17 protein-coding genes are annotated in these 20,941 nt (G+C 62.0%); 3 read left to right on the forward strand and 14 right to left on the reverse strand.

The features are described from left to right. Positions 1–10: 10 nt before the first annotated feature. The 4 genes from waaA to AC1DPR_RS11795 all read right to left on the reverse strand — a co-directional run bounded on the left by waaA (position 11) and on the right by AC1DPR_RS11795 (position 3,952). Positions 11–1,330 (reverse strand): lipid IV(A) 3-deoxy-D-manno-octulosonic acid transferase, encoded by a 1,320-nt coding sequence (waaA, locus tag AC1DPR_RS11780; RefSeq protein ID WP_018856932.1) that lies wholly within the window; start codon positions 1,328–1,330, stop codon positions 11–13. 141 nt (positions 1,331–1,471) lie between these two features. Further along, positions 1,472–1,717, reverse strand: coding sequence for a DUF4170 domain-containing protein (locus AC1DPR_RS11785; protein WP_018856931.1), 246 nt, complete (start codon positions 1,715–1,717; stop codon positions 1,472–1,474). Positions 1,718–1,778: 61 nt separating this feature from the next. Beyond that, entirely contained in the window at positions 1,779–2,588 is an 810-nt protein-coding gene (locus AC1DPR_RS11790) for a 3'(2'),5'-bisphosphate nucleotidase CysQ (protein ID WP_477816403.1), read from the reverse strand. Positions 2,589–2,605: 17 nt separating this feature from the next. Further along, on the reverse strand, positions 2,606–3,952 hold the full coding sequence (locus AC1DPR_RS11795) for a TldD/PmbA family protein (protein WP_477816404.1): 1,347 nt from the start codon (positions 3,950–3,952) through the stop codon (positions 2,606–2,608). A 118-nt stretch (positions 3,953–4,070) separates the two neighbouring features. Here AC1DPR_RS11795 and AC1DPR_RS11800 point away from each other — a divergent pair, with 118 nt between their 5' ends. After that, positions 4,071–5,879, forward strand: a complete 1,809-nt coding sequence (locus AC1DPR_RS11800) for a monovalent cation:proton antiporter-2 (CPA2) family protein (RefSeq protein ID WP_026371755.1) — start codon at positions 4,071–4,073, stop codon at positions 5,877–5,879. Between the two features lie 1,617 nt (positions 5,880–7,496). Next, positions 7,497–7,646 (forward strand): hypothetical protein, encoded by a 150-nt coding sequence (locus AC1DPR_RS11805; protein WP_167354932.1) that lies wholly within the window; start codon positions 7,497–7,499, stop codon positions 7,644–7,646. Between the two features lie 15 nt (positions 7,647–7,661). Here the strand turns inward: AC1DPR_RS11805 and AC1DPR_RS11810 are convergent, their stop codons facing one another. Genes AC1DPR_RS11810 through AC1DPR_RS11820 form a run of 3 tightly spaced genes read right to left on the reverse strand, consistent with a single transcriptional unit; the run spans position 7,662 to position 10,974 of the window. Continuing rightward, positions 7,662–8,537, reverse strand: coding sequence for a patatin-like phospholipase family protein (locus AC1DPR_RS11810; protein ID WP_477816405.1), 876 nt, complete (start codon positions 8,535–8,537; stop codon positions 7,662–7,664). 42 nt (positions 8,538–8,579) lie between these two features. Continuing rightward, the gene (gene rsmD / locus AC1DPR_RS11815) at positions 8,580–9,140 is read right to left on the reverse strand and encodes a 16S rRNA (guanine(966)-N(2))-methyltransferase RsmD (RefSeq protein WP_018116136.1); all 561 of its coding nucleotides are present in this window, start codon (positions 9,138–9,140) and stop codon (positions 8,580–8,582) included. Then, on the reverse strand, positions 9,121–10,974 hold the full coding sequence (locus AC1DPR_RS11820) for a pseudouridine synthase (protein ID WP_113470006.1): 1,854 nt from the start codon (positions 10,972–10,974) through the stop codon (positions 9,121–9,123). The genes rsmD and AC1DPR_RS11820 overlap by 20 nt, the downstream gene beginning before the upstream one ends. 90 nt (positions 10,975–11,064) lie before the next feature. On the opposite strand from AC1DPR_RS11820, the gene AC1DPR_RS11825 reads away from it, so the two are divergent. After that, entirely contained in the window at positions 11,065–11,502 is a 438-nt protein-coding gene (locus tag AC1DPR_RS11825) for a nucleoside deaminase (protein WP_018856923.1), read from the forward strand. A 116-nt stretch (positions 11,503–11,618) separates the two neighbouring features. Here AC1DPR_RS11825 and AC1DPR_RS11830 read toward each other — a convergent pair whose 3' ends face one another. From AC1DPR_RS11830 to chrA, 7 genes are all read right to left on the reverse strand, one after another. Continuing rightward, the gene (locus AC1DPR_RS11830) at positions 11,619–12,245 is read right to left on the reverse strand and encodes a hypothetical protein (RefSeq protein ID WP_018856922.1); all 627 of its coding nucleotides are present in this window, start codon (positions 12,243–12,245) and stop codon (positions 11,619–11,621) included. Positions 12,246–12,378: 133 nt separating this feature from the next. Then, positions 12,379–15,285, reverse strand: a complete 2,907-nt coding sequence (gene ileS / locus AC1DPR_RS11835; protein WP_025659446.1) for an isoleucine--tRNA ligase — start codon at positions 15,283–15,285, stop codon at positions 12,379–12,381. Between the two features lie 281 nt (positions 15,286–15,566). Further along, on the reverse strand, positions 15,567–17,042 hold the full coding sequence (gene mctP / locus AC1DPR_RS11840; RefSeq protein WP_018856920.1) for a monocarboxylate uptake permease MctP: 1,476 nt from the start codon (positions 17,040–17,042) through the stop codon (positions 15,567–15,569). After that, entirely contained in the window at positions 17,032–17,229 is a 198-nt protein-coding gene (locus tag AC1DPR_RS11845) for a DUF3311 domain-containing protein (protein WP_018856919.1), read from the reverse strand. The genes mctP and AC1DPR_RS11845 overlap by 11 nt, the downstream gene beginning before the upstream one ends. Positions 17,230–17,362: 133 nt before the next feature. Further along, positions 17,363–18,346: a bifunctional riboflavin kinase/FAD synthetase gene (locus AC1DPR_RS11850; protein ID WP_018856918.1), complete on the reverse strand. Its 984-nt coding sequence runs from the start codon at positions 18,344–18,346 to the stop codon at positions 17,363–17,365. A gap of 27 nt (positions 18,347–18,373) precedes the next feature. Further along, positions 18,374–19,222: a TIGR01459 family HAD-type hydrolase gene (locus tag AC1DPR_RS11855; RefSeq protein ID WP_113470007.1), complete on the reverse strand. Its 849-nt coding sequence runs from the start codon at positions 19,220–19,222 to the stop codon at positions 18,374–18,376. 101 nt (positions 19,223–19,323) lie between these two features. Further along, on the reverse strand, positions 19,324–20,772 hold the full coding sequence (chrA, locus tag AC1DPR_RS11860) for a chromate efflux transporter (protein ID WP_018856917.1): 1,449 nt from the start codon (positions 20,770–20,772) through the stop codon (positions 19,324–19,326). Positions 20,773–20,941: the final 169 nt, after the last annotated feature.

A 20,941-nucleotide genomic window follows, 5' to 3' on the forward strand; every position in this document is an offset into this window, starting at 1 on the left:
CGCCCTGCCCTCAGCGCTGCAAAGCCGCCTTCGGCAGCAGCCTCGCCTTCACGGTGAGCGGATTGATATAGGGCTCCAAGCCCTTAACCGTCGCCGTCAACGCGCCCCGCATTTCTTGCACGGCGCCGATCCCGGCTTCGATCATGGTGCGACGCGCTCCGTCGTTGGTGAGCAAATAGTGGACGCCCTTGGCAAGCATCTCCGTATCGCGGACCATGCGCGCGCTGCCGCGCCGCGCCAGCTTCTGATAGGCTTCGCGGAAGTTCTGCACGTTGCTGCCCGACAGCACCGCGCAACCGAGCATCGCCGGCTCCAGCGGATTTTGCCCACCTTCGGCAAACAGCGAGCGCCCGACAAAAGCAACCTCCGTCAGGCGCAGGTAGAGGCCCATTTCGCCGATCGTATCGCCTAGGAAGATATCGACATCAGGGGCCAACGCATCACCGCGCGTGCGGCGGGCGACCTTGAGACCCAGCTTGACGAGCTCGGCTTCGATGTCGTCGGCGCGTTCCGGATGCCGCGGCACGATGATCGTCAACTGCTCGTCCCGCTCCTTCAGCGCCCGATGGACGATGCCTGCGGCCTTTTCCTCACCGTCGAAGGTGGAGATCGCTGCCCAGGTCTTGCGGCCGCCGAGCTGCTTCTTGTAGTCGGCGAATACCGCAGCATCGTAAGGCGGGGCGTCGGTATCGACCTTGAGATTGCCCGACATCATGACGTGGCGCGCGCCGAGATCGCGGAAGCGCTCGGCATCGACATCCGATTGCGCAATAACAAGCGCCAGGTTCTCGAACAGGGCTTCCGCAAGTGCCGGACGCCGACTCCATCGCGCGAAGGAGCGGTCCGACATGCGCGCGTTGACGAGGATCTGCGGGATGCGGCGGCGGCCAAGTTCCATCAGGGTCGCCGGCCAGATTTCGGACTCAGCGATCAGTACGCAGTCCGGCTGCCAATATTCAAGGAAACGGCTGACGGCGGGCTTGAGGTCGAGCGGCACGTACTGATGGATCGCTTCGTTGCCGATGCGCTCAGCGGCCAGCTTGGCGGACGTGATGGTTCCGGTGGTCAGAATGACGTGGATGTCGCGGCGGCGAATTTCGCGGATCAGCGGAATGACGGCGTTGGTTTCACCGACGCTTGCGGCATGGAACCAGACCAGCGGTCCGGCCGGACGGTCGGCGCTGGCATAGCCCGAGCGCTCCAAACGGCGCGCACGGTCTTCCTTGCCCTTCGCGGCCCGATAGGCGAGGTACCCTCCGACGAACGGCGTCAGCAACGTTCCCGTTGCCTGATAGGCGCCCAGCGCAAACCGCGCCATGCGACCGCTCATCTGCCAAATCTCCGATCACAAATGATCGACATCAACCCATTCCCAATTATTGTTGCGGCCGCAATGGCCGATCAGTTTGTTCAGAATGCGTCAGGCAGTCAGTCGGCTCACGGCTGTTAGCGAGCCGCGCCCGGGGGAGGGTTACTGCGCAGACTTGCTTTCCGGGTCCAGCAAACGGTGCATGTGGACGATGAAGTAGCGCATATGCGCATTATCCACAGTCGATTGCGCCTTTGACTTCCAGGCCGTCAATGCCGTGGCATAGTCCGGATAAATGCCGACGATATCGAGATCCTTGAGGTCCCTGAACTGAACATCGTCCAAGCTTTCCAGTTCGCCGCCGAATACGAGATGCAAGAGCTGCTTTTTGCCGCCGGATTCCGTCATTTTCTTCTCTTTCTGCTCTATTCTCCTCCGCCGCTTCATCTGAGGGATTTTGACGGAAACGTCAACTGCCTCGTCGTTCACCGATCCCGGTTATAAGATCGGCGAGTCGCGGCCCAGCGGCGGCGCAGAGTTCGCCATGGCTGACCTGCATGCGGTTATAGAGCGGCACGTCACCGCGGAGATCAACCAGCCGGCCTCCGGCGCGCTGGAGTATGAGATCCGCGGCCGCGAGATCCCAATCATGTGAATTGTGCTTGATGAAAGTGCCGTCAATTTGACCGTCGGCAACCATGGCAATGCGATAGGCAAGGGACGGCACGTGCTTCACGCGCTCGATGCGATGCTTGAACGGTTCCGGGAATGCCTTGAGCACATCCTCCGCGATGGCAAAGCGCCCTGGTGCATCGAGCGGTTTTGTCGATACAGTAATCGGCCGCCCGTTCTTCAGGGCCACGCCACCTTCGACCGCCTCGAAGAGTTCTTCCAGAGCAGGAGCGTAGAGAACGCCGGCGACAGGTCGCCCGTGGCGCACGACCGCGACGCTCACGCACCACAGATCCATTCCCGCCAGGAATGCCCGCGTGCCGTCGATCGGGTCGATGATGAACAGCGTGTCCCGTGAGAGCCGATCGCCGCTGTCTTCAGTTTCTTCCGAAAGCCAGCCATAATCCGGCCGGGCTGCGCGGAGAATGGATTCAAGCGTCCGGTTGGCCGCGAAATCGGCGGCGCTGACGGGCGATCGCCCCTCGTTCTTCCACCAGACCTCAGGCGCTTGATTGAAATAGCCGAGTGCGACTTTGCCGGCCTGCCTGGCAGCATCTGCGATCAATTCCAGATCGCTCCGCCAGAGGGCTGTGTCCACGTCAGTCATTTCGGCAATCCAATCCATCAGCGCCCGGCGAGCGTCATTCCCTCGATCGCAAGCGTCGGAGCGGCGACACCAAACTTGCGGTCGATGTCGTTTGCCGGCGTAACCCGCATGAACATGTCCTTGAGGTTCGAAGCGATCGTCACTTCAGACACGGCAAAGGTCAGTTCGCCATTCTCGATCCAAAAGCCGGTCGCGCCGCGGCTGTATTCGCCGGTGATCATGTTGACGCCATGGCCGATCAGCTCGGTCACATAGAAGCCGTTACCGACACCGCGGATCAGGTCCTCGGGTGAAATGTCGCCCGGCTCGAGAGCGAGGTTCGTCGCGGATGGCGTCACCGAATTGCCGCCGCGCACCCCGCGGCCGTTGGTTTCCATTCCGATCTCGCGGGCCGTCGAGGTGGAGAGGAACCAGTGCTTGAGAACACCGTCCTCGATCATCAGAAGTCGTTCGCCGGATACGCCCTCGCCATCGAAGGGGCGCGACGACGGGCCACGTACGATCAGCGGATCGTCGGAGATCGAGAGCCCCGCCTTCAAGACCTGTTGCCCCATCTTGTCGCGCAGGAAACTGGTCTTGCGTGCAACGGAGGCGCCATTGATGGCCCCGGCAATATGTCCGACGAAGCCACGAGCAACACGGGGATCAAAAACGACGGTGATATCCTTGCCAGTATCCACCTGGCGCGGGTTGATGCGCTTGACCGTGCGCTCGCCGGCCCGGCGGCCGATCTCGGCGGCATTATCCAGCTCGCCGAAATAGATGCGGCTGTCGAAATCATAGTCGCGTTCCATCGCCGTGCCTTCGCCGGCGATGACGCTGACGGATCGGCCGAAACGCGAGGCCATGTAGCTGCCCTGGAAACCGTGGGAGGTGACAAGGACAAGGCCACCCATGCCGGCCGAGGCTCCGGCGCCGGACGAATTGGTCACGCCATTGACGGCAAGGGCCGCGGCTTCCGCCTCGAGGGCGGCTTCGCGGAGTTGGTCGGACGACACCTCGGTCGTATCGAGGAGCTCGAGATCCGGATAGGAATTCGCAAGCCTGTCCTCGTCTGCCAGACAGGCGAACGGGTCTTCCGGCGACACCTTGGCCATCGCCACGGCCCGCTCGGCCAAAGCAAAAAGATCGAAGCCCGGATTTGCCGAGACACTGGCAACGCGCTTACCGATGAAGACGCGCAGCGAGAAATCATCGCTTTCTGACGATTCCGTGCTCTCGACCTTGCCGAGGCGCACGCTGACCGATTGCGATCGCGAGCGCACGACCACCGCATCCGCGGCATCGGCGCCAGCCTTCTTTGCCAGGTCGATCAATTGGCTTGCGCGGGAAAGAAGCGTCGAGGAGTCGATTTCTGAAGACATGATTTGGCCTTTCCTTCGCGTTCCATTTATTGTGCACTACGAAAAGCATCAAGGTCGCGTGAGCCGATTCTTTTGCCCGCCGCTTGTATGCCTCCCCGCATTGAAAGAAACTCGCCTGATGTCAGAGCCCAACACTCTCTTCGCCGAGACGATCCTGCTCCTCGGCGGCGCCGTGGTTTCGGCGCCCATCTTCAAGCGCCTTGGTCTCGGAACGGTGCTCGGCTACCTGGCTGCCGGCGTCGTCATCGGCCCGATCTTCCATGGATTGACGGATGGCGAAGAGATCCTGGATGTTGCCGAACTCGGCGTCGTCTTCCTCCTGTTCATCATCGGGCTTGAGCTGAAGCCTTCGCGCCTCTGGCAAATGCGGCGTGACATCTTCGGGCTCGGAACCGCGCAGGTGGTGGCGACCGGTCTACTGCTGACGCTGTTGAGCGGCCTTTCCGGCGTTCTCGACTGGCGTGGCAGCATCGTTGCGGGTTTCGGGCTTGCTCTCTCCTCCACCGCCTTCGCGATGCAAATCCTCGAGGATGAAGGCGACGTGAATACGCGCTACGGGCAGCGCTCGTTCTCGATGCTGCTGTTTCAGGACCTTGCGATCGTGCCGCTGTTGGCCCTGATCAGTATTCTCAACGGCGGCAAGGGCAGCGGAACGCCCCTGCTGGACTTCGCGATCGCCATTGGTGCTGTCGGCGCGATGATCGTCATGGGACGCTACTTGCTGACACCGCTCTTTCAGATCATCGCCCGCACCGGGGCCCGCGAGGCGATGATCGCCGCCGCCCTCTTCGTGGTGATGGGATCGGCGAGCCTGATGCAGCTTGCCGGACTGTCGATGGCCATGGGCGCCTTCCTTTCTGGCGTGATGCTGGCCGAATCCTCCTATCGCCACGAGCTGGAAGCGGACATCGAGCCCTTCCGCGGCGTGTTGCTCGCTATCTTCTTCATCGCCGTCGGGCTTTCGATCCAGCTCGAGGTACTCAGAGACAACGCACTCTTCATCATCGTCGCCGTGCCTGTTGTCATGGCAGCGAAGGCCTTGGTGATCTACGTACTCTGCCGCGCAACCGGCTCGCCGCATGACGACGCTATCAGGATCGCTTTTCTGCTGCCGCAGGGCGGCGAATTCGGCTTCGTCCTGTTTTCGGCCGCTGCCGTTTCCGGCCTGATGCCGACGAGTACCGCCTCGCTGCTGATTGCGATCGTCACCCTGTCGATGGCCCTCACGCCGATCGGAACGATGCTCGCCAAGCGGCTGCTGTCGGGCAATCAGGAAGAACAACTGGACGAGGATTTCGAAGGTGCCGGCGCGGATGTGCTGATGGTCGGCTTTTCGCGTTTCGGACAGATCGCCGCCCAGATTCTGCTCGCCGGCGGGCGCGCCGTGACCGTCATCGACTTTTCAGCCGATCGCATCCGGCAGGCTTCCTCTTTCGGTTTCCGGATTTACTTCGGCGACGGCACCCGAAAGGACGTGCTCAGGGCCGCCGGCATCGACCGGGCGAAGATCGTTGTTGTTTGCACGCAGAAGCGCGAGATCACCGACAAGATCGTCGAACTGGTGCAGGCGGATTATCCACACGCAAAGCTCTTCGTGCGCTCCTACGACCGCATCCACTCGATAGCGCTGCGCAACCTCAACGTCGACTACGAACTGCGCGAAACGCTGGAGTCAGGCCTGCTCTTCGGCCGGCGAACGCTCGAAGCCTTGGGCGTCGGCGAAGCGGAGGCCTATGAAATCGGCGAGGATATCCGCAAACGCGACGAGGCGCGCCTCGTGCTCCAGGTCACCGAAGGACTGCAGGCCGGCCGCGACATGCTTTTCTCGCAGCCGGTCAAACCGGAGCCGCTCATGAAGCCAAAGCGCGCCGCTAGCTTCGACGAGGACCCGCTGGCGGGCACGGCAGAGGTGACGGCCGACGCTTAGAACCCTTTCACGTTAGATTGAAACGTTCTGCTTGCTCAAAGGATGCCCGCGTGAGCGACGATGTGATACACCCTCATCGATCCCTTGGCCTTCGCGTCTGATAGGAACTCGACCGGTAGTGGGCAATCTCCATCTTTCCCAGATCTCAAAAGTCACATGAACCGCCGCCTTTGGGCGTGAAGCCATCTGCGCAGGCGGGGTTCGCGGGTTCATTTAGCGAGCGGGCTCCCGGCCCACCGGTGGTACATGACGAACTGATTGCAGTGAGCAAGAGAAAAGCGAGTGCTGCGATTGGCTTGTGCAAGCGGGTCATGGAACTCTCCAATTGAGCATCCTACAAAGCCTGACCGCCAAAGTTTTCCAATGCCAAGTTCCGGGCTCGGGGGTCTACTGCAACAGCTAAGCGGCGGCAAGCATCCCATGGCATGATGAACCTGTACTCGCCCGTTGGAAAGAGGACAGGCGACGGGCTCTCTGGCGCGATCATATTTATGGCCCTTGGGGCCAGAAGCGTACAACTAGATGCCTTATCTGCAGACCGATGAGGATTGCTGTAGCCGGGACGCAACCTGCAACGCGTAGTAGACAAGTCGAAGGAAATCCGGGTCGGGAGCACTCCACAAGTTGCCCCCACTCGAGATACCGAGGTCTATGTATTGCTCGATCCATCGGAAAACGGCATCAGCCACCTCTTCGGGCCCGGCACCGACTTTGTCGAAGGCTCGTGTGAGGAACGGCACGATCCAGGCATTGAACAACAGGCTGCCGGCGCCGCAGACGCCCCCCTGCCAGAAACTACTAGTGTTTGTCCCGTTCACCATCAAAGCAAGCATGCTCTTGCAATCGGGCCGTGTTAAGTTATCCGTTCTAGTTAGATATCGCGGGGGCGTTTTGCCACCTTGTAAAGCCGCGTTGAGAGGCGTGGCAGGTTCGTTAGAGTTTGATGAGCGTACTCCCCCGGCTGGGTCGTCGAGTCATCACTTGTATTGAGCCACAACTTAGGCGATTTTCTCATGCCCTGCCTTACTCAGGCGGGCTAACCCGGAGGATGTTATGAGTCTCAAGGCTATACTCGGATCTTCGCTTCTCTCATGTGCACTTGCTCTGGTCGTATTCGTCTCACCGGTCGCGCTTCCCCAAGAAGCGAGCGCTCAGATCATCATCGGCTCCGGCAGCAGCCTGAACCACGGGCGACCGATAACCTGCCCTCAGGGTGCGAGGCTGCTTCGTACCCGGGGATTTCGCGACGTCATTCGGGATAATTGCCGCGGGAGGTACTTTACCTATCGCGCAATCCGCAATGGGAACCGCTACGAGATAGGGGTCCGTCAAAGGGATGGGCGCATCGTCGACGTGCGCCGCACTAGCCGACGGTGGTAACCTTTTCCTGCCGGGCACCCACGAATGCTGGCTACGACAAAGCGCGCCACGGCGAACCGGGCGGGCTGTGTTGATGTCCGAGCCATAGCCCGGACGAGTGAGGATGCATCCGGAGATCAATTCCGGGCAGCGCATCGAACCTACGCTCTTAGCTACCCGTTGCCATCGCCATTGATTTGCGGGAGTATCCGCTCCGGCCCCTGAGGCCCGCGCAGTCTTCGATGATAGGACAATGCCATGCCTCTACGCTGTCTTCTGGCCGTCGCGGCCATCGCGATCCTTGCCCTTTCCGGGTGTGCAACCACCGGCTCGGGCGCAGGGAATACCACCTACGCAACTCCCGCGGGGATTGGCCCGGTTCGTGGGGCCGGCATTAACGGCTACTAAGCCTGGGCGAAGCTTCTAGGAGGCGATCCGCGCCTCGATCTCCCGATCGAGTGCGTATTTCAGTTCGTCCTTGACGCCGACCGACATGGACAGGACTTGGCGCGCCTTGAGGAAATCCATCACGCCGATGCGCCCGACTGCGGGGCGAAGGAAGATGTGCGGCGCCTGCAGCCGCAGCTTCAGGGAAATCGCGGTCTGCATCATCAGCTGGCCGGAGCCGAAGATACTTTCCATCCGGTTTGGAATGTGGGCGCCATCTCCTTCCGGCGCGCCTACGACGTCGATGCCGATGACGATGTCGGCGCGATCCATCAGGCATTCGTAAGGCACGGGATTGCTGATGCCGCCATCGATCATCACCCGACCGTGCAGCCGCACCGGCATGAAGACGGCGGGGATCGCGGAGGAAGCCGCCAGCGCCGGGAGCAGCGCTCCCCCGCTCGTCAGCACCTCGCACTGGCCGTAGTAATCGGTCGCCGTCACTGTCATCGGGATTGAGAGGTCCTCGAAGCGATCCGGCAGATCGGCGGGCAGGAAGGCTTTCAGGATACGCTCGAGATTGAACTGGCCGATGCGCACGCCGTTGGCAACGGCATCGCGCACCGTCTGCGGTCGCAGGCCCCACAGGCGGCTGACAACGGCAGCCTTGTTGCCGACCGTCATCATCACATGTTCGCGGATGGCTTCGCCGGTCATTCCGGCCGCCATCCCCGCGCCCATGATCGAGCCGATCGAGGATCCGGCAATCGCCACGGGGCGAATGCCGAGCTCATCCAGCGTTTCGATGATGTGGATGTGGGAGAGGCCGCGCGCGCCGCCTCCGCCGAAGGCAACAGCAACAGTGGGCATAGCTCGTGATGTGCCGCGTGGGGCAGGCACCTCGGTTTCCATCGTCCCTGCCTGCTGCACCGCTGCCCCCGATTTCCTCAGCCCTTATTCGGGCTGATAGCGGAAGAAATGAACCTTGGTATCGCCGAACGTTCGGTTTTCCAAAAACAGATAGGAAGGATCGACCGAAACGGCAACGTCTGCGCGTTCCTCAAGAACCGCAATCGCGCCCGGTTGCAGCCAACCGCCCTTGGCGGCGGCGGCCATCGCCTTTTCGCCGAGACCCTTGCCATAGGGCGGGTCGGCAAACAGCATCTGGAACGGCTCGAGATTGCCGACGCTGCCGAGATCGGTCGCGTCGCGCCTCAGGATGCGCGTCCTGCCATGCAGGCCGAGCGCATCGATGTTTTCCCAAAGCAGGCCCCTGCCCTCGACACTGTTTTCGACGAATAGCGCATGGCGGCAGCCGCGGGAGACGGCTTCGAGGCCGACGGCGCCGGTGCCGGCAAAGAGATCCAGTATCCGGGTGCCGTCGACGCATTCCGGATAGGCATGGCTCAGAATATTGAACAGGCTCTCACGCGTCCGGTCGGCTGTCGGCCGGATGTCGTTTGACTTCGGTACGGCAAGCGGCCGTCCGCGAAATTCACCGCCGACGATCCGCACCGCGCGTCATTCCCTTTCCTTTCGGTCCACCCCGCGACGGCCCGCCCGAAGGCTTGCCACCGCCGCCCGGCCTGTCGCCCTTCGGCTTGCCGGAGAAATTCTTGCCGCCGCCGGGTTTGCCGCCGAAGCTCTTGCCGCGCGGCTTGTCACCAAAGGACTTGCCGGCCGGACGCTCCGAACGGGCCTCGCCCGAGAAGCTCTTGGCGCGAGGACGCTCGTCGCCCTCGGCGCGGGGGCGCCGATCGCCGCGTGGCTTGTCGCCAAACGGGCGGTCGCCACGGGGACGATCCCCAAATGAACGCGGACGCTCGTCACCCTCTTCGCGCGGCTTGCGATCCCCGCGAGGGCGGTCACCGAAGGGACGGTCGCCACGCGAAGGGCGATCGCCGTGCGGTCTGTCGCTGCGGGCGGGACGGTCGCCAAACGAACGTTCGCCACGCGCCAGGCGGTCACCAAAGGACCGCTCACCGCGAGCCGGACGATCCCCGAAAGAGCGCTTCCGGCCGAAGCCCTCGTCGCCTTCATCCTTCGGCTTGCGAACGATCTCGCTGGAACGGATCCACTCGCCCTCGTCATCGCGGGCGCGGTTGATCTGAACGCGCGGCCGGTCGTCGCCGTGACTCGAGCGCTCGGGCTTTGCGGAACCCGGAGCCTCGCCGCGTTTGCGGGCGGTCTTCGCATTCTTCTCGGCCTTGGCGGCCGCCTTTTCGCCGAGCGGTCGGGCGCCCGGCGCCATCCAGACATTGGCGTTGCGGCGGCTGCCGAGCGCGGGGCGCTTCGGGCGATCATCGTCCATGCGGCCACCATCGCGACGGTCATCACGGCGGTCGTCCCGCTTGGTGTCGAGGCGGCTCAGCGCACGCTCGCGCTTGTCCTCAGGCTTGCGGGGGCGTTCGCGGCGCTCCGGCTTCGCTTCCGGCTCTTCCTCGGCAACAACAGCAGGCGTGTTGTAGATCGGCGCGTCGAAATTGGCCTTCGCGTCCTCGATCAGGCGCGGGCCAAGCTGGTCGCGCAAGGTGCGGCCACGCACTTCGACGACGTCGCGCTCCGGCAGGTCACCGAGCTGGAAGGGGCCGTAAGAAACGCGGATCAGACGGTTGACGTCGAGACCGAGCGCGCCGAGCACGTTCTTGATTTCGCGGTTTTTGCCTTCGCGCAGGCCCATGGTGAGCCAGACGTTCGAGCCCTGCGTGCGATCGAGGGTCGCTTCGATTGCGCCGTAGAGGACACCATCGACGGCAATGCCGTCCTTGAGCTTGTCCAGCGCGTCCTGGTCGATCTCGCCGTGGGCGCGCACGCGGTAGCGGCGTAGCCAGCCCGTCGTCGGCAGTTCCAGCGCGCGGGCGAGGCCACCATCGTTGGTCAGAAGCAGCAGACCCTCGGTGTTGATGTCGAGGCGGCCAATCGACATGACGCGCGGCAGGTCTTCCGGCAGGTTATCGAAAACCGTCGGCCGTCCCTCCGGGTCCATGTTGGTGGTCACGAGGCCAGCGGGCTTGTGATAAAGCCAGAGTCGTGTGCGCTCGATCCCGCGGATCGGAACGCCGTCCACCTCGATCTTGTCGGCCAAGGTGACGTTGACGACGGGCGTGTCGAGGAGCTTGCCGTTCAGCTTGACGCGGCCGTCCATGATCATGCGCTCGATATCGCGGCGCGATGCGACGCCGGCGCGCGCCATCACTTTCGAGATGCGCTCGGCCTTGGCATCGCCCTCGGCGACGTCGTCCGCCTCGGTCTCGACGAGCGCCTTTGCCGGCTTGGCACCGGATTTTGGGCCGGCATTGCGCGGGGATGGCTTGCCGCCTGGCCGTTTTGGCTTGTCTTTGAATGTCATTTGTTGTTTGCCTGCCTTTTCGGGCCTTCCTATCAGGTCGCGCCCCTGCGGTTAAGTGGAAATTGTCGGATCGTGAAGACAAATCAATTTATGGAGCTGGCGCTGGACCAGGCCCGCGCCGCCCGAGAGCGTGGCGAGGTGCCGATCGGAGCGGTTCTGGTGATTGACGGGGCCGTGGTCGCCGCGTCAGGCAACCGTACGCGCGAGCTTAACGACGTGACCGCCCATGCCGAAGTCGCCGTCATTCGAATGGCTTGCGAAGAGCTTGGTCAGGAACGGCTGACCGGCGCCGACCTCTACGTCACGCTGGAACCCTGTACGATGTGCGCGGCGGCCATATCCTTCGCGCGCATTCGCAGGCTCTATTATGGCGCGGAAGACCCTAAGGGTGGCGCCGTCGACAACGGCGTGCGCTTCTACCAGCAACCTACCTGCCATCACGCCCCGGACGTTTATTCCGGCTTGCAAGAAACGACATCCACCGAAATCCTTCGGACATTCTTCGCGCAGAAGCGGGATATGCCGTAACAGGAGCACGAAGATCGGGCCGCCCGCAGGATCTTCCTAGCCTGCCAGTTTCTGGACGCCTTGCTGATTGACAGGTGGGCAAAAGCAAAGCGGGGCTGACTGCCCCGCTTGAAACCTTACTGGAGGAAATTCCACCACTGCTTGCCGGTACCGGCGATCGCAGCTTCCTTTTTCTTCTTCTTCGCCTTCTTCAGCTCCGGTTCGCCGAGATCGTCCAGCTTTGCCGGATCGTCGACCGCGCGATATTCGGTTGGCGGATCCGAGATGTAGCGGCGATCTGTATAGGTACCCTTCTGGGCGGCGCGAGCCTCGCGATAAGCCTTGGTCTGGGCCTCAGTCGTTTGCCGACCACCTTCAACCTTGTCGCTTGCGAGCGGCGAGCGATAGTTCGGGTTGTCGCTGTTTTCGTCAGCTTCCTTGACCAGACGGGCGCGCGTTTCTTCCGGGGATTCGATCCACTGCGGATTATCCTTGCTGGCGATGGTCTGCTGCGGCTCGGCGAGGGTTTGCTTGGCTGCTGCGGACGGCAGAACGAGGCCCGGACGAGCGCTGTACTTGACGCCCTTGTTCTTCGGACCGTCGCCGGTGAGAGAAACGGACTGACCAATGTCGTCGGTCAGCTGTTCCATGGCGGTCTTGTCTGTTCCGTAGCGCGGGCTCCCCACGCAGCCGGAAATCAGCGAGCCGCCTGCCACGGCGACGGTCAGGCAGACGCCCAAACGGAACCAACGCGTTGATAACATGAAAACCCTTCCAGCCATGCCGGTGCAATCTTCGCCCTACCGGACAATCGTCCCCCTGACGCAAAAATCCGGCCATTTTCAGGCAGCTTTTACCGGATGAACCACCGTTAGGCAATTCACCCGGCAATATTCTTCAGTTTTGCACCGATAGTTCGCGCAATGCAGCCGCATCACGGGCCGAGACGTCCGGATAGGCGGGATCGGAGCCGACATCCGTGGTGATCCGCCAAGAGCGAGCGCACTTGGTGCCTTCGGCCAGTTTCGGCTCGACGCTGACACCTGAAACCTCGAGTAGACGGAAGGCATCTGCCGGTCCTTCGGCGCTGTCTACGACGATGCCCGAAGTGATGCAGATTTCCTCGAAGTCCTGACCCTCAAGTGCCTTCAGGAGCTCCGCATCGGCGACGTGGACAACCGGGGCAGCCTCCAGCGAAGAGCCGATGCGCTTGTCCTTGCGCTCGATTTCCAACGCGCCGGTAACGACCGTACGAACGGCGCGGATCTTCTTCCACTTCTCGGCGAGTGCCTCGTTCTTCCATTCGGCCGGAATGGTCGGGAACAGCTCGAGGTGAACCGATACAGCCGAAGAATTGCGCGACAGCCAGGCCTCTTCCGTCGTAAACGGCAGCATCGGCGCCAGCCAGGTCACCATGCATTCGAAGATGGTGCGAATGACATGCAGGGCCGAACGACGGCGCAGGCTCGACGGCGCATCACAGTAGAGCGCATCCTTGCGGACGTCGAAGTAGAAGGCCGACAGCTCGACGTTGGCGAAGTCGATGAGCGCGCGGGCAATCTTCTTGAACTCGAAGGCGTCGTAGCTTTCGCGGACGAGCTGATCGAGTTCCGCCAGACGATGCAGCATCAGCTGCTCGAGTTCCGGCAGATCGGCAAGCGCAATAACCTCGCCCTTGTCGTGTGCCAGCGTGCCGAGCATCCAGCGGATCGTGTTGCGCAGCTTGCGATAGGCGTCGATATTCGTCTGAATGATCGCCTTGCCGAGGCGCTGGTCTTCCCAATAGTCCGTCGTCATGACCCAAAGACGGAGGATGTCTGCGCCGGCATCCTTCATCACCTCCTGCGGGGTGACGGTGTTGCCCTTGGACTTCGACATCTTTTCGCCCTTCTCATCCATGGTGAAGCCATGGGTGACGACGGCATTGTAAGGCGCACGGCCGCGCGTCGCGCAGCTTTCCAGCAGTGACGAGTGGAACCAGCCACGGTGCTGGTCCGATCCCTCGAGATAGACATCGGCCGGCCATTTCAGGTCGGGACGATCTTCCAGCGTGAAGGTGTGGGTCGAGCCCGAGTCAAACCAGACGTCGAGGATGTCCATCACCTGCGTCCAGGGCTGATTCGCCTTCTCGCCCAGGAAGCGCTCGCGAGCACCATTGGCGAACCAGGCATCGGCGCCCTCGTTCTCGAAGGCTTTCAGGATGCGGGCGTTGACGGCATCATCCTGCAGGATGCCGCCGTCATCATCGACGAACAGGCAGATCGGCACGCCCCAGGCGCGCTGACGCGACAGGACCCAATCGGGGCGCTGTTCGATCATGGCGCGCAGGCGGTTCTGGCCGGCTCCCGGCACAAAGCGGGTTGCGTCGATCGCGTTCAATGCGCGCGAACGCAGCGTCGAGCCGTCGCCGAGTTCCTTGTCCATGTAGACAAACCACTGCGGCGTGTTGCGGAAGATGACCGGCTTCTTCGAACGCCAGGAATGCGGATAGGAGTGCTTGAGGCGGCCGCGCGCAAACAGCGCATGGCGACCGATCAGCCCCTTGATGACACGCTCGTTGGCATCGCCCTTCTTGCCCTTGTCGTCGATGACGCGAGCAGCACCGCCCTCGGCGTCCGGACCGAAGCCGGGCGCGTCGGCCGTGAAGAAGCCGGCATCGTCGACCGGGAACGGGATCGCGGACGAAATGCCGCGCGCTTCGAGTGCCCGGGCGTTGTCCATCCAGGCGTCAAAGTCTTCGCGACCATGGCTCGGCGCGGTGTGGACGAAGCCGGTGCCCGTCTCGTCGGTGACATGGTCGCCGTCGAGGAGCGGCACTTCAAAGTGATAGCCACCGCCAAGGCCATGCAGAGGGTGTGCGCAGGTGATCGCGGCAAATTCCGCCGCCGCGACATCGCGGACGAACTTGAGGGTCACCTTCGCCTTCGCGGCCGACTCTTCTGCGAGACGCTTGGCGAAGATCAGCCGTTCACCGGGCTGCGGTCCGAAGTCGTTCTCGGCCGTTTCGACCTCGTAGAGGCCGTAGCTATACCGCGAGGAATAGGCGATCGCGCGGTTGCCCGGGATCGTCCACGGCGTCGTCGTCCAGATCACCACGAAGGCGTCCTTGAGTTCGTTGGGGCCGTCAGCCACCGGGAACTTCACCCAGATCATGTCGCTTTCGACATCGGCGTATTCGACTTCGGCTTCCGCGAGCGCCGTGCGCTCGACGACCGACCACATGATCGGCTTGGAGCCGCGATAGAGCTGGCCGGACTTCGCGATCTTCAGGAGTTCGCCGGCGATGCGCGATTCAGCGTGGAAGTTCATAGTGGTGTAGGGGTTGTCGAAGTCTCCCTCGATGCCGAGGCGCTTGAATTCCTCCGACTGCACCTTGATCCAACTGGCGGCAAAGTCACGGCATTCCTGGCGGAATTCGTTGACCGGAACCTCGTCCTTGTTCTTGCCCTTCTCGCGGTACTTTTCCTCGATCTTCCATTCGATCGGGAGGCCATGGCAGTCCCAGCCGGGAACGTAGTTGGCGTCGAAACCGCGCATCTGGAACGAGCGGTTGATGACGTCCTTGAGGATCTTGTTCAGCGCGTGGCCGATGTGGATGTTGCCGTTGGCATAGGGAGGGCCATCGTGGAGCACGAACTTTTCGCGGCCGGCGGCGGAAGCGCGCAACTTCTTGTAGAGGCCCATCTGCTGCCAGCGGGCAACGGTTTCCGGCTCCTTCTGCGGCAGACCGGCGCGCATCGGGAAGTCTGTTTCCGGCAGATAGAGGGTCTTCGAATAGTCAACTTTTTCGGCTGTATCGGTCATGTCTAGCAATCGTCTCTAGGCGCCACGGGAGCGGGCGCAACGGGCTTGAAAATTGGTGACGGAGGCGCTCGTCGTCCAAGCGCCGAAAACCCGGACCTTCCGGCCGCTTAGCGCGCGCGGAAGGCCGGGCCGATAATTCGTATCGTGATCGCCAGCCGGAACTTGTTCATCGCGCCGGTTCATAGGCGCTTTTGCAGGGAAAAGGAAGAGGGATTCCATGAGGTCATCGCATGGAAAAGCCGCGAACTTGCCCGCCCGCGGCTTCTGTTTTCGGGGGACGATCAGGCGCGCGCCGTCACTTTTGCCGGGATCAGCACATTGACGATGACGGCGACGATGACGTTCAACGCCAATGCCAGCAGGCCGATATAGACGGTAAACGAGGTCTCTCCGATGGTGACAGGCTGCAGCGGTTTCAGGCCGTTGATCCAGACGAAGAGCGTGCCACCGAAGAAGCCGACGAACCAGCCTGCGATCAGACCGGGCGCGCGGAACCAATTGGTGTAGAGGCCGAAGACCAGCGCCGGAAACGTCTGGAGGATCCAGACGCCGCCGAGAAGCTGAAGGTCGAGCGCGAATTGGGTCGGCAGGAAAAGGATGACAAGAAGCGCGCCGACCTTGACGACGAGCGACGTCACCTTCGCGACCTTTGCCTCGCCGGCATCCGTCACCTGAGGATTGACATAGGCCTTCCAGAAATTGCGGGTGAAGAGGTTGGACGCGCCGATGCTCATCACCGCCGCCGGTACCAGCGCACCGATCGCAATCGCCGCGAAGGCGAAGCCCGCGAACCAACTCGGGAACAGCGTCTGGAAGAGCGCCGGCACGACATCGTTGGCGTTGTCCAGCTTCAAGCCTGCGGCATGTCCCATGTAGCCGAGCAGTGCCAGAAGGCCGAGCAGCAGTGTATAGGCCGGCAGCAACGCAGCATTCTTGCGGATGGTGTTGCCGCTGTTGGAGGCGAAGATGCCAGTCAGCGTATGCGGATACATGAAGGCCGCAAGCGCCGAGCCGAGGGCCAGCGTCGCGTAGGCGACATACTGGTTGGGCTGAAGAAGCAGGCTGCCGGAGCCCTTTGCCTGGAACGCGGCATCAGCGGCAGCAAAGACATTGGCATAGCCGCCAAGCTTCGAGGGAATGAGCGCCACGGCGGCGATCACCACGATGTAGATCATGATGTCCTTGACGAAGGCGATCAGTGCCGGCGCCCGCAGGCCAGCCGAATAGGTGTAGAGCGCCAGCACAATGAAGGCGATCGCCAGCGGTACCTCGCCATGCAGCCCCAGCGCCTTCAGCGCGGCGGTCATGCCGACGAGCTGCAGCGCGATGTATGGCATCGTGGCGATGACACCGGTTGCGGCGACGGCAAGCTCCAGACCCCGTGATCCGTATTGGCCATGGACCACGTCACCGGCGGTCACGTAGCCGAAGTCTTTCGCCCGCTGCCAAAGGAGCGGCATGACCATGAAGACGAAGGGATAGACAATAATGGTGTAGGGCAGCGCGAAGAAGCCGTAGGCGCCAACCGTATAGACCAGTGCCGGAACAGCGATGACCGTGTAGGCGGTGTAGAAGTCGCCGCCGACCAGAAACCAGGTGATCCAGATGCCGAAGCTGCGGCCGCCAAGGCCCCACTCGTCGATATGGGCAAGCGTCTTCGGCCTTCGCCAGTGGGTGGCGACAAACCCCATCACCGTGACGAGCACGAAGAAGAAAACGAAGACGGCAAGCGCGGTGGTGTTGAGTTCAGTCGTCATTGCGCATGCTCCGGTAGGCGATCCAGGTCAGGAAAGCGGTAACCGGCACCCAGGCGAGCTGATACCAGTAGAAGAATGGGAAACCGAAGAGAACCGGGTCGTGAAAGTTGTAGAAGGGAACCCAAAGGAGCCCGATATAGGGAATGATGAGCAGCCAGCAGGCTGCTGTTCCAAACCTTTTATCCATTTGATGATTGCCTTTCGGTGCTTGGGGGCGCAGCGAATCCGCGTCTAATCAAACAGATGACATAGACCCCTGCCCCCACACGGCAACGGCCGTCGTCCCGAAAGGGCCGCAATTTTCGAAAGCGTCTGAACCTTCAGGCGAAGCAGATCTTGCGGTCGAGCTCGCCGAGCGGCTGTACGCCTGTCAGCAGCGCACTCGCCTCCTCTTTGTCGCGGTTCATCTGCTCCACGAGGGGGTCGAGGCCATCGAACTTCAGTTCCGGGCGCAGATAGCCGAGGAAGGACACGGAGCAGAGCTGCCCGTAGAGGTCGCCGCTGAAATCGAAGAGATACGTCTCGAGCAGTGGCGCGCCATTGTCGGTGACCGTCGGTCGGCGACCGTAGCTGGCGACACCATCATAGAGCGTCCCATCGGCAAGGCGGAAGCGCACGGCATAGATGCCCGCCTGAATGTCTGCTTCGGCGGGCAACCGCATATTCGCGGTCGGAAAGCCGAGCTGACGGCCAAGCTTCTCGCCGCCGATGACTTCAGCTTCCACCGTATAGTGATAGCCGAGCATCGCCGCCGCCTCGCTGACATTGCCATCCCTCAACAATTCGCGAACGTGGCTCGAGGAGACGACGTCGGTATTCTCGTCACGAAACGCGTCGATCAGCGTCACGCCAAAGCCGTATTTCTGGCCGGCATCCATCAGGAAGGCCGGGCCGCCTTCCCGGCCGCGGCCGAAATGAAAGTTGAAGCCGGTCACGACCTCGGATGCGCTGAGCCAATCCTTGAGGATCGAATGGATGAAATCGTCCGCCGAGCGCTGTGAGAATTCCCGGTCGAAGGGATATTCGATGACGGCATTGAAGCCGATCGCTTCGAGGATGCGCGCCTTGAGCGGCGCCGGCGTCAAGCGAAAGACCGGCTGCTCCGGGCGGAAGACAGTGCGGGGATGTGGCTCAAACGTCAGGACCAGTGCCGGAATGCCCCGCTGCCTCGATATCTCCAAGGCCCGGTTGAGCACGGACTGATGGCCCCGATGCACACCGTCGAAGTTGCCGATGGCAATCACGCCGCCATGCAGATGGGCCGGCAGGGGTTCGCGGGTTTCGTTGCGGTGAAAAACGGTCATCGGCTGGCTTTTCTCTTGCGAGGCTCGTTATGCGAGGCGGGGCATCCACCACTTCGGCGTCGCTCTTTCGCGCTCCAGATAGGCGGTGAGGATCGCCTCGTCGGTCACTCCATTCAGCGTATATTCCGTCGCGTGGATGCCGCCGCTGATATAGAGGAGATCAAGCCCGTAATCGAGAGCGCCGCGAACATCGGTCGGCATACCGTCTCCGATCGCAAGCACACGGTTCAGCGGAAAGTCCCCGTGGGCTTCGCGGGCGGCAGATAGCACGGCCTCGTAGATCGGCTTGTGCGGCTTGCCGGCAATGCGCGTTTGGCCACCGAGCTGATTGTAATATGCCGCCATCGCGCCGGCGCAGGGGATGATCTTGTGGCCGCGCTCGACAACCAGATCGGGATTGGCACAGATCATCGGCACGCCACGCGCCTGAAATGCCTTCAGCATCTTGGTGTAGTCTTCCGGGGTCTCGGTTTCGTCGTCGAAGAAGCCCGTGCAGACGACCGAGTCCGCATCCTTGGCCTCGACGCGCTCGACACCAAGGCCCTCGATGATCGCCTCGTCGCGATCCGGTCCAAGCAGAAATACCTTCTTCGGACCCTCGGCGATCAGGCCCCGCGTGACGTCGCCCGATGTGACGATGCGGTCATAGGCGCCATCCTGGATGCCGATCTGGCGAAGCTGCGTCACGACCTGCGGAGCGATGCGCGGCGAATTGGTGATGAGAACGACGGTTAGCCCCTCGCCGCGCGCTGCTTCCAGCGCCGCAGCCGCCTTGGGAAAGGGATCGGCTCCATTGTGCAAGACGCCCCAGACATCGCAGAACACCGCGTCGTAGTGGCTGGTGATTTCTGCAAAGTTCTCGATCCGCTTGGCCATTCCGATTTCCCGCTGTCGTTAAGTCAAGGTGACATCGCAAAGGCATGCCGGGATGGCAAGGCATTTTGCAGTGAGCAACGGCAAAAAACTGTGCTCGTCGATTAGAGAAGGGCCTCGCCCGTTTTGATTAGCAGGCCTGCGGCAGTCGACACAGCAAGTATCGTCAGGAGGCCCTTCTCGAATCGGAAGAGCATCACGCACGCCATTACAAAGATCCCAAGCGCCGCGATATCGAGGGTCCGCCACTCCGGCCATGCGACGCTGACGATTGGCAGACCGGTTTTCCCGGACAGGAGTGCGGCACGGCCAACTTCGGCGAAGAGCACGTGCAGACCGAACCAAAGGGCAAGGTTGAGGATGACGCCGACTACCGCCGCGGTGATCGCCGAAAGGGCCGACGAGAGGTTTTCGTTGCTGCGCAGCTTCTCGATGTAGGGAGCCCCGGCGAAGATCCAGATGAAGCTCGGCACGAAGGTCGCCCAGCCGGCGAGGAAAGCACCAAGGAAGCCCCCGGCAAGCGGCGCCATGGCGAGCGGGTTGCGATAGCCGGCGAGAAATCCGACAAAACAGAGAACAAGAACAAGTGGCCCGGGCGTCGTCTCGGCAAGTGCCAGTCCATCGAGTATCTCGGCCGGCTGAAGCCAGGCGTAATGGCCGACGGCGACCTGGCCGACATAGGAGAGGACGGCGTACGCGCCTCCGAAGGTGATGACGGCCATCTTGGAGAAGAAGATGAAGACCGCGCCGAAAACATTGGTTTCGCCGCTCAGGGTTTCGGCGATCAGGTCCGTCGGTACATCGAGGCCGCGAATGAAAAAGAGTGGCGACTGCCAGACAAGGATCCAGAACACGAGCACCACAAGAGGCCTTGCGATCACATGCGTCGTAACCGCGGGAAAATGCGTGCGCGAAGAGGCTTGCGGCAAGACCGGCGCTGCCAATCGACGCTTGGAATACTTCATCCATAACAAGCCTGCTGCTCCGGCCAGGATGATAACCAGAGGAAACGGCAAGTTCAGGAAGAAGAGAGCCAGGAACGACGCTCCGGCCACATAATAATGAAAGCGCTCCCTCAGCGCTCGGCGCCGCACCCGGAGCAAGGCCTCGATGACGATTGCCAAAACGGCAGCCTTTGCTCCGAAGAAAAGCGCGGGAAGCCACGCGGCCTCCTGAAAGACGGCGTAGAGGCTCGACAGCATCAGGATGACAAGGAAGCCCGGCAATACAAACAACAAGCCGGCAATGAGGCCGCCGCGCACGCCGTGCATCAGCCAGCCGATATAGGTGGCCAGTTGCTGAGCCTCCGGGCCAGGCAGCAGCATGCAGAAATTCAATCCGTGCAGGAAGCGCTCCTCGGAAATCCAGCGCTTCTCATCGACAATCGTCGTGTGCATCAGGGCGATCTGACCGGCCGGCCCGCCGAAGCCCAAGCAGCCGATGCGCGCCCATACACGCGCCGCCTCCCCAAGTGTCGGTACCGCTATGATTTCGTCCGCCGCGATCGTTTTGTTCACGGTTGCCGCCCCCTGCCCCAAGCTGCTCGATACCATCGGCGTGTATGCGCGGCAATCCTGACGCCACTCGCCCCGCGGGTGCCGCAAACGTTCCGGGGATACAAAAGCTCTCCAGCTTCAGGACGTTCGGAAATCTCGGAGAGAACGCAACCTGTCGCACTTCCGACAAGGATTTGCTGTTAAGGCTGTTTGTGAGGACGGCGAA

The sequence above is a fragment of the Rhizobium sp. 01T417 genome, from assembly GCF_056398905.1.

Excerpts from the sequence above, each read along its gene's own strand:
- waaA (WP_018856932.1), bottom strand. The coding sequence starts at position 1,330 with ATGAGCGGTCGCATGGCGCGGTTTGCGCTGGGCGCCTATCAGGCAACG.
- AC1DPR_RS11785 (WP_018856931.1), bottom strand. The coding sequence starts at position 1,717 with ATGACGGAATCCGGCGGCAAAAAGCAGCTCTTGCATCTCGTATTCGGC.
- AC1DPR_RS11790 (WP_477816403.1), bottom strand. The coding sequence starts at position 2,588 with ATGACTGACGTGGACACAGCCCTCTGGCGGAGCGATCTGGAATTGATC.
- AC1DPR_RS11795 (WP_477816404.1), bottom strand. The coding sequence starts at position 3,952 with ATGTCTTCAGAAATCGACTCCTCGACGCTTCTTTCCCGCGCAAGCCAA.
- AC1DPR_RS11800 (WP_026371755.1), top strand. The coding sequence starts at position 4,071 with ATGTCAGAGCCCAACACTCTCTTCGCCGAGACGATCCTGCTCCTCGGC.
- AC1DPR_RS11805 (WP_167354932.1), top strand. The coding sequence starts at position 7,497 with ATGCCTCTACGCTGTCTTCTGGCCGTCGCGGCCATCGCGATCCTTGCC.
- AC1DPR_RS11810 (WP_477816405.1), bottom strand. The coding sequence starts at position 8,537 with ATGGAAACCGAGGTGCCTGCCCCACGCGGCACATCACGAGCTATGCCC.
- AC1DPR_RS11820 (WP_113470006.1), bottom strand. The coding sequence starts at position 10,974 with ATGACATTCAAAGACAAGCCAAAACGGCCAGGCGGCAAGCCATCCCCG.
- AC1DPR_RS11825 (WP_018856923.1), top strand. The coding sequence starts at position 11,065 with ATGGAGCTGGCGCTGGACCAGGCCCGCGCCGCCCGAGAGCGTGGCGAG.
- AC1DPR_RS11830 (WP_018856922.1), bottom strand. The coding sequence starts at position 12,245 with ATGTTATCAACGCGTTGGTTCCGTTTGGGCGTCTGCCTGACCGTCGCC.
- ileS (WP_025659446.1), bottom strand. The coding sequence starts at position 15,285 with ATGACCGATACAGCCGAAAAAGTTGACTATTCGAAGACCCTCTATCTG.
- mctP (WP_018856920.1), bottom strand. The coding sequence starts at position 17,042 with ATGACGACTGAACTCAACACCACCGCGCTTGCCGTCTTCGTTTTCTTC.
- AC1DPR_RS11845 (WP_018856919.1), bottom strand. The coding sequence starts at position 17,229 with ATGGATAAAAGGTTTGGAACAGCAGCCTGCTGGCTGCTCATCATTCCC.
- AC1DPR_RS11850 (WP_018856918.1), bottom strand. The coding sequence starts at position 18,346 with ATGACCGTTTTTCACCGCAACGAAACCCGCGAACCCCTGCCGGCCCAT.
- AC1DPR_RS11855 (WP_113470007.1), bottom strand. The coding sequence starts at position 19,222 with ATGGCCAAGCGGATCGAGAACTTTGCAGAAATCACCAGCCACTACGAC.
- chrA (WP_018856917.1), bottom strand. The coding sequence starts at position 20,772 with ATGGTATCGAGCAGCTTGGGGCAGGGGGCGGCAACCGTGAACAAAACG.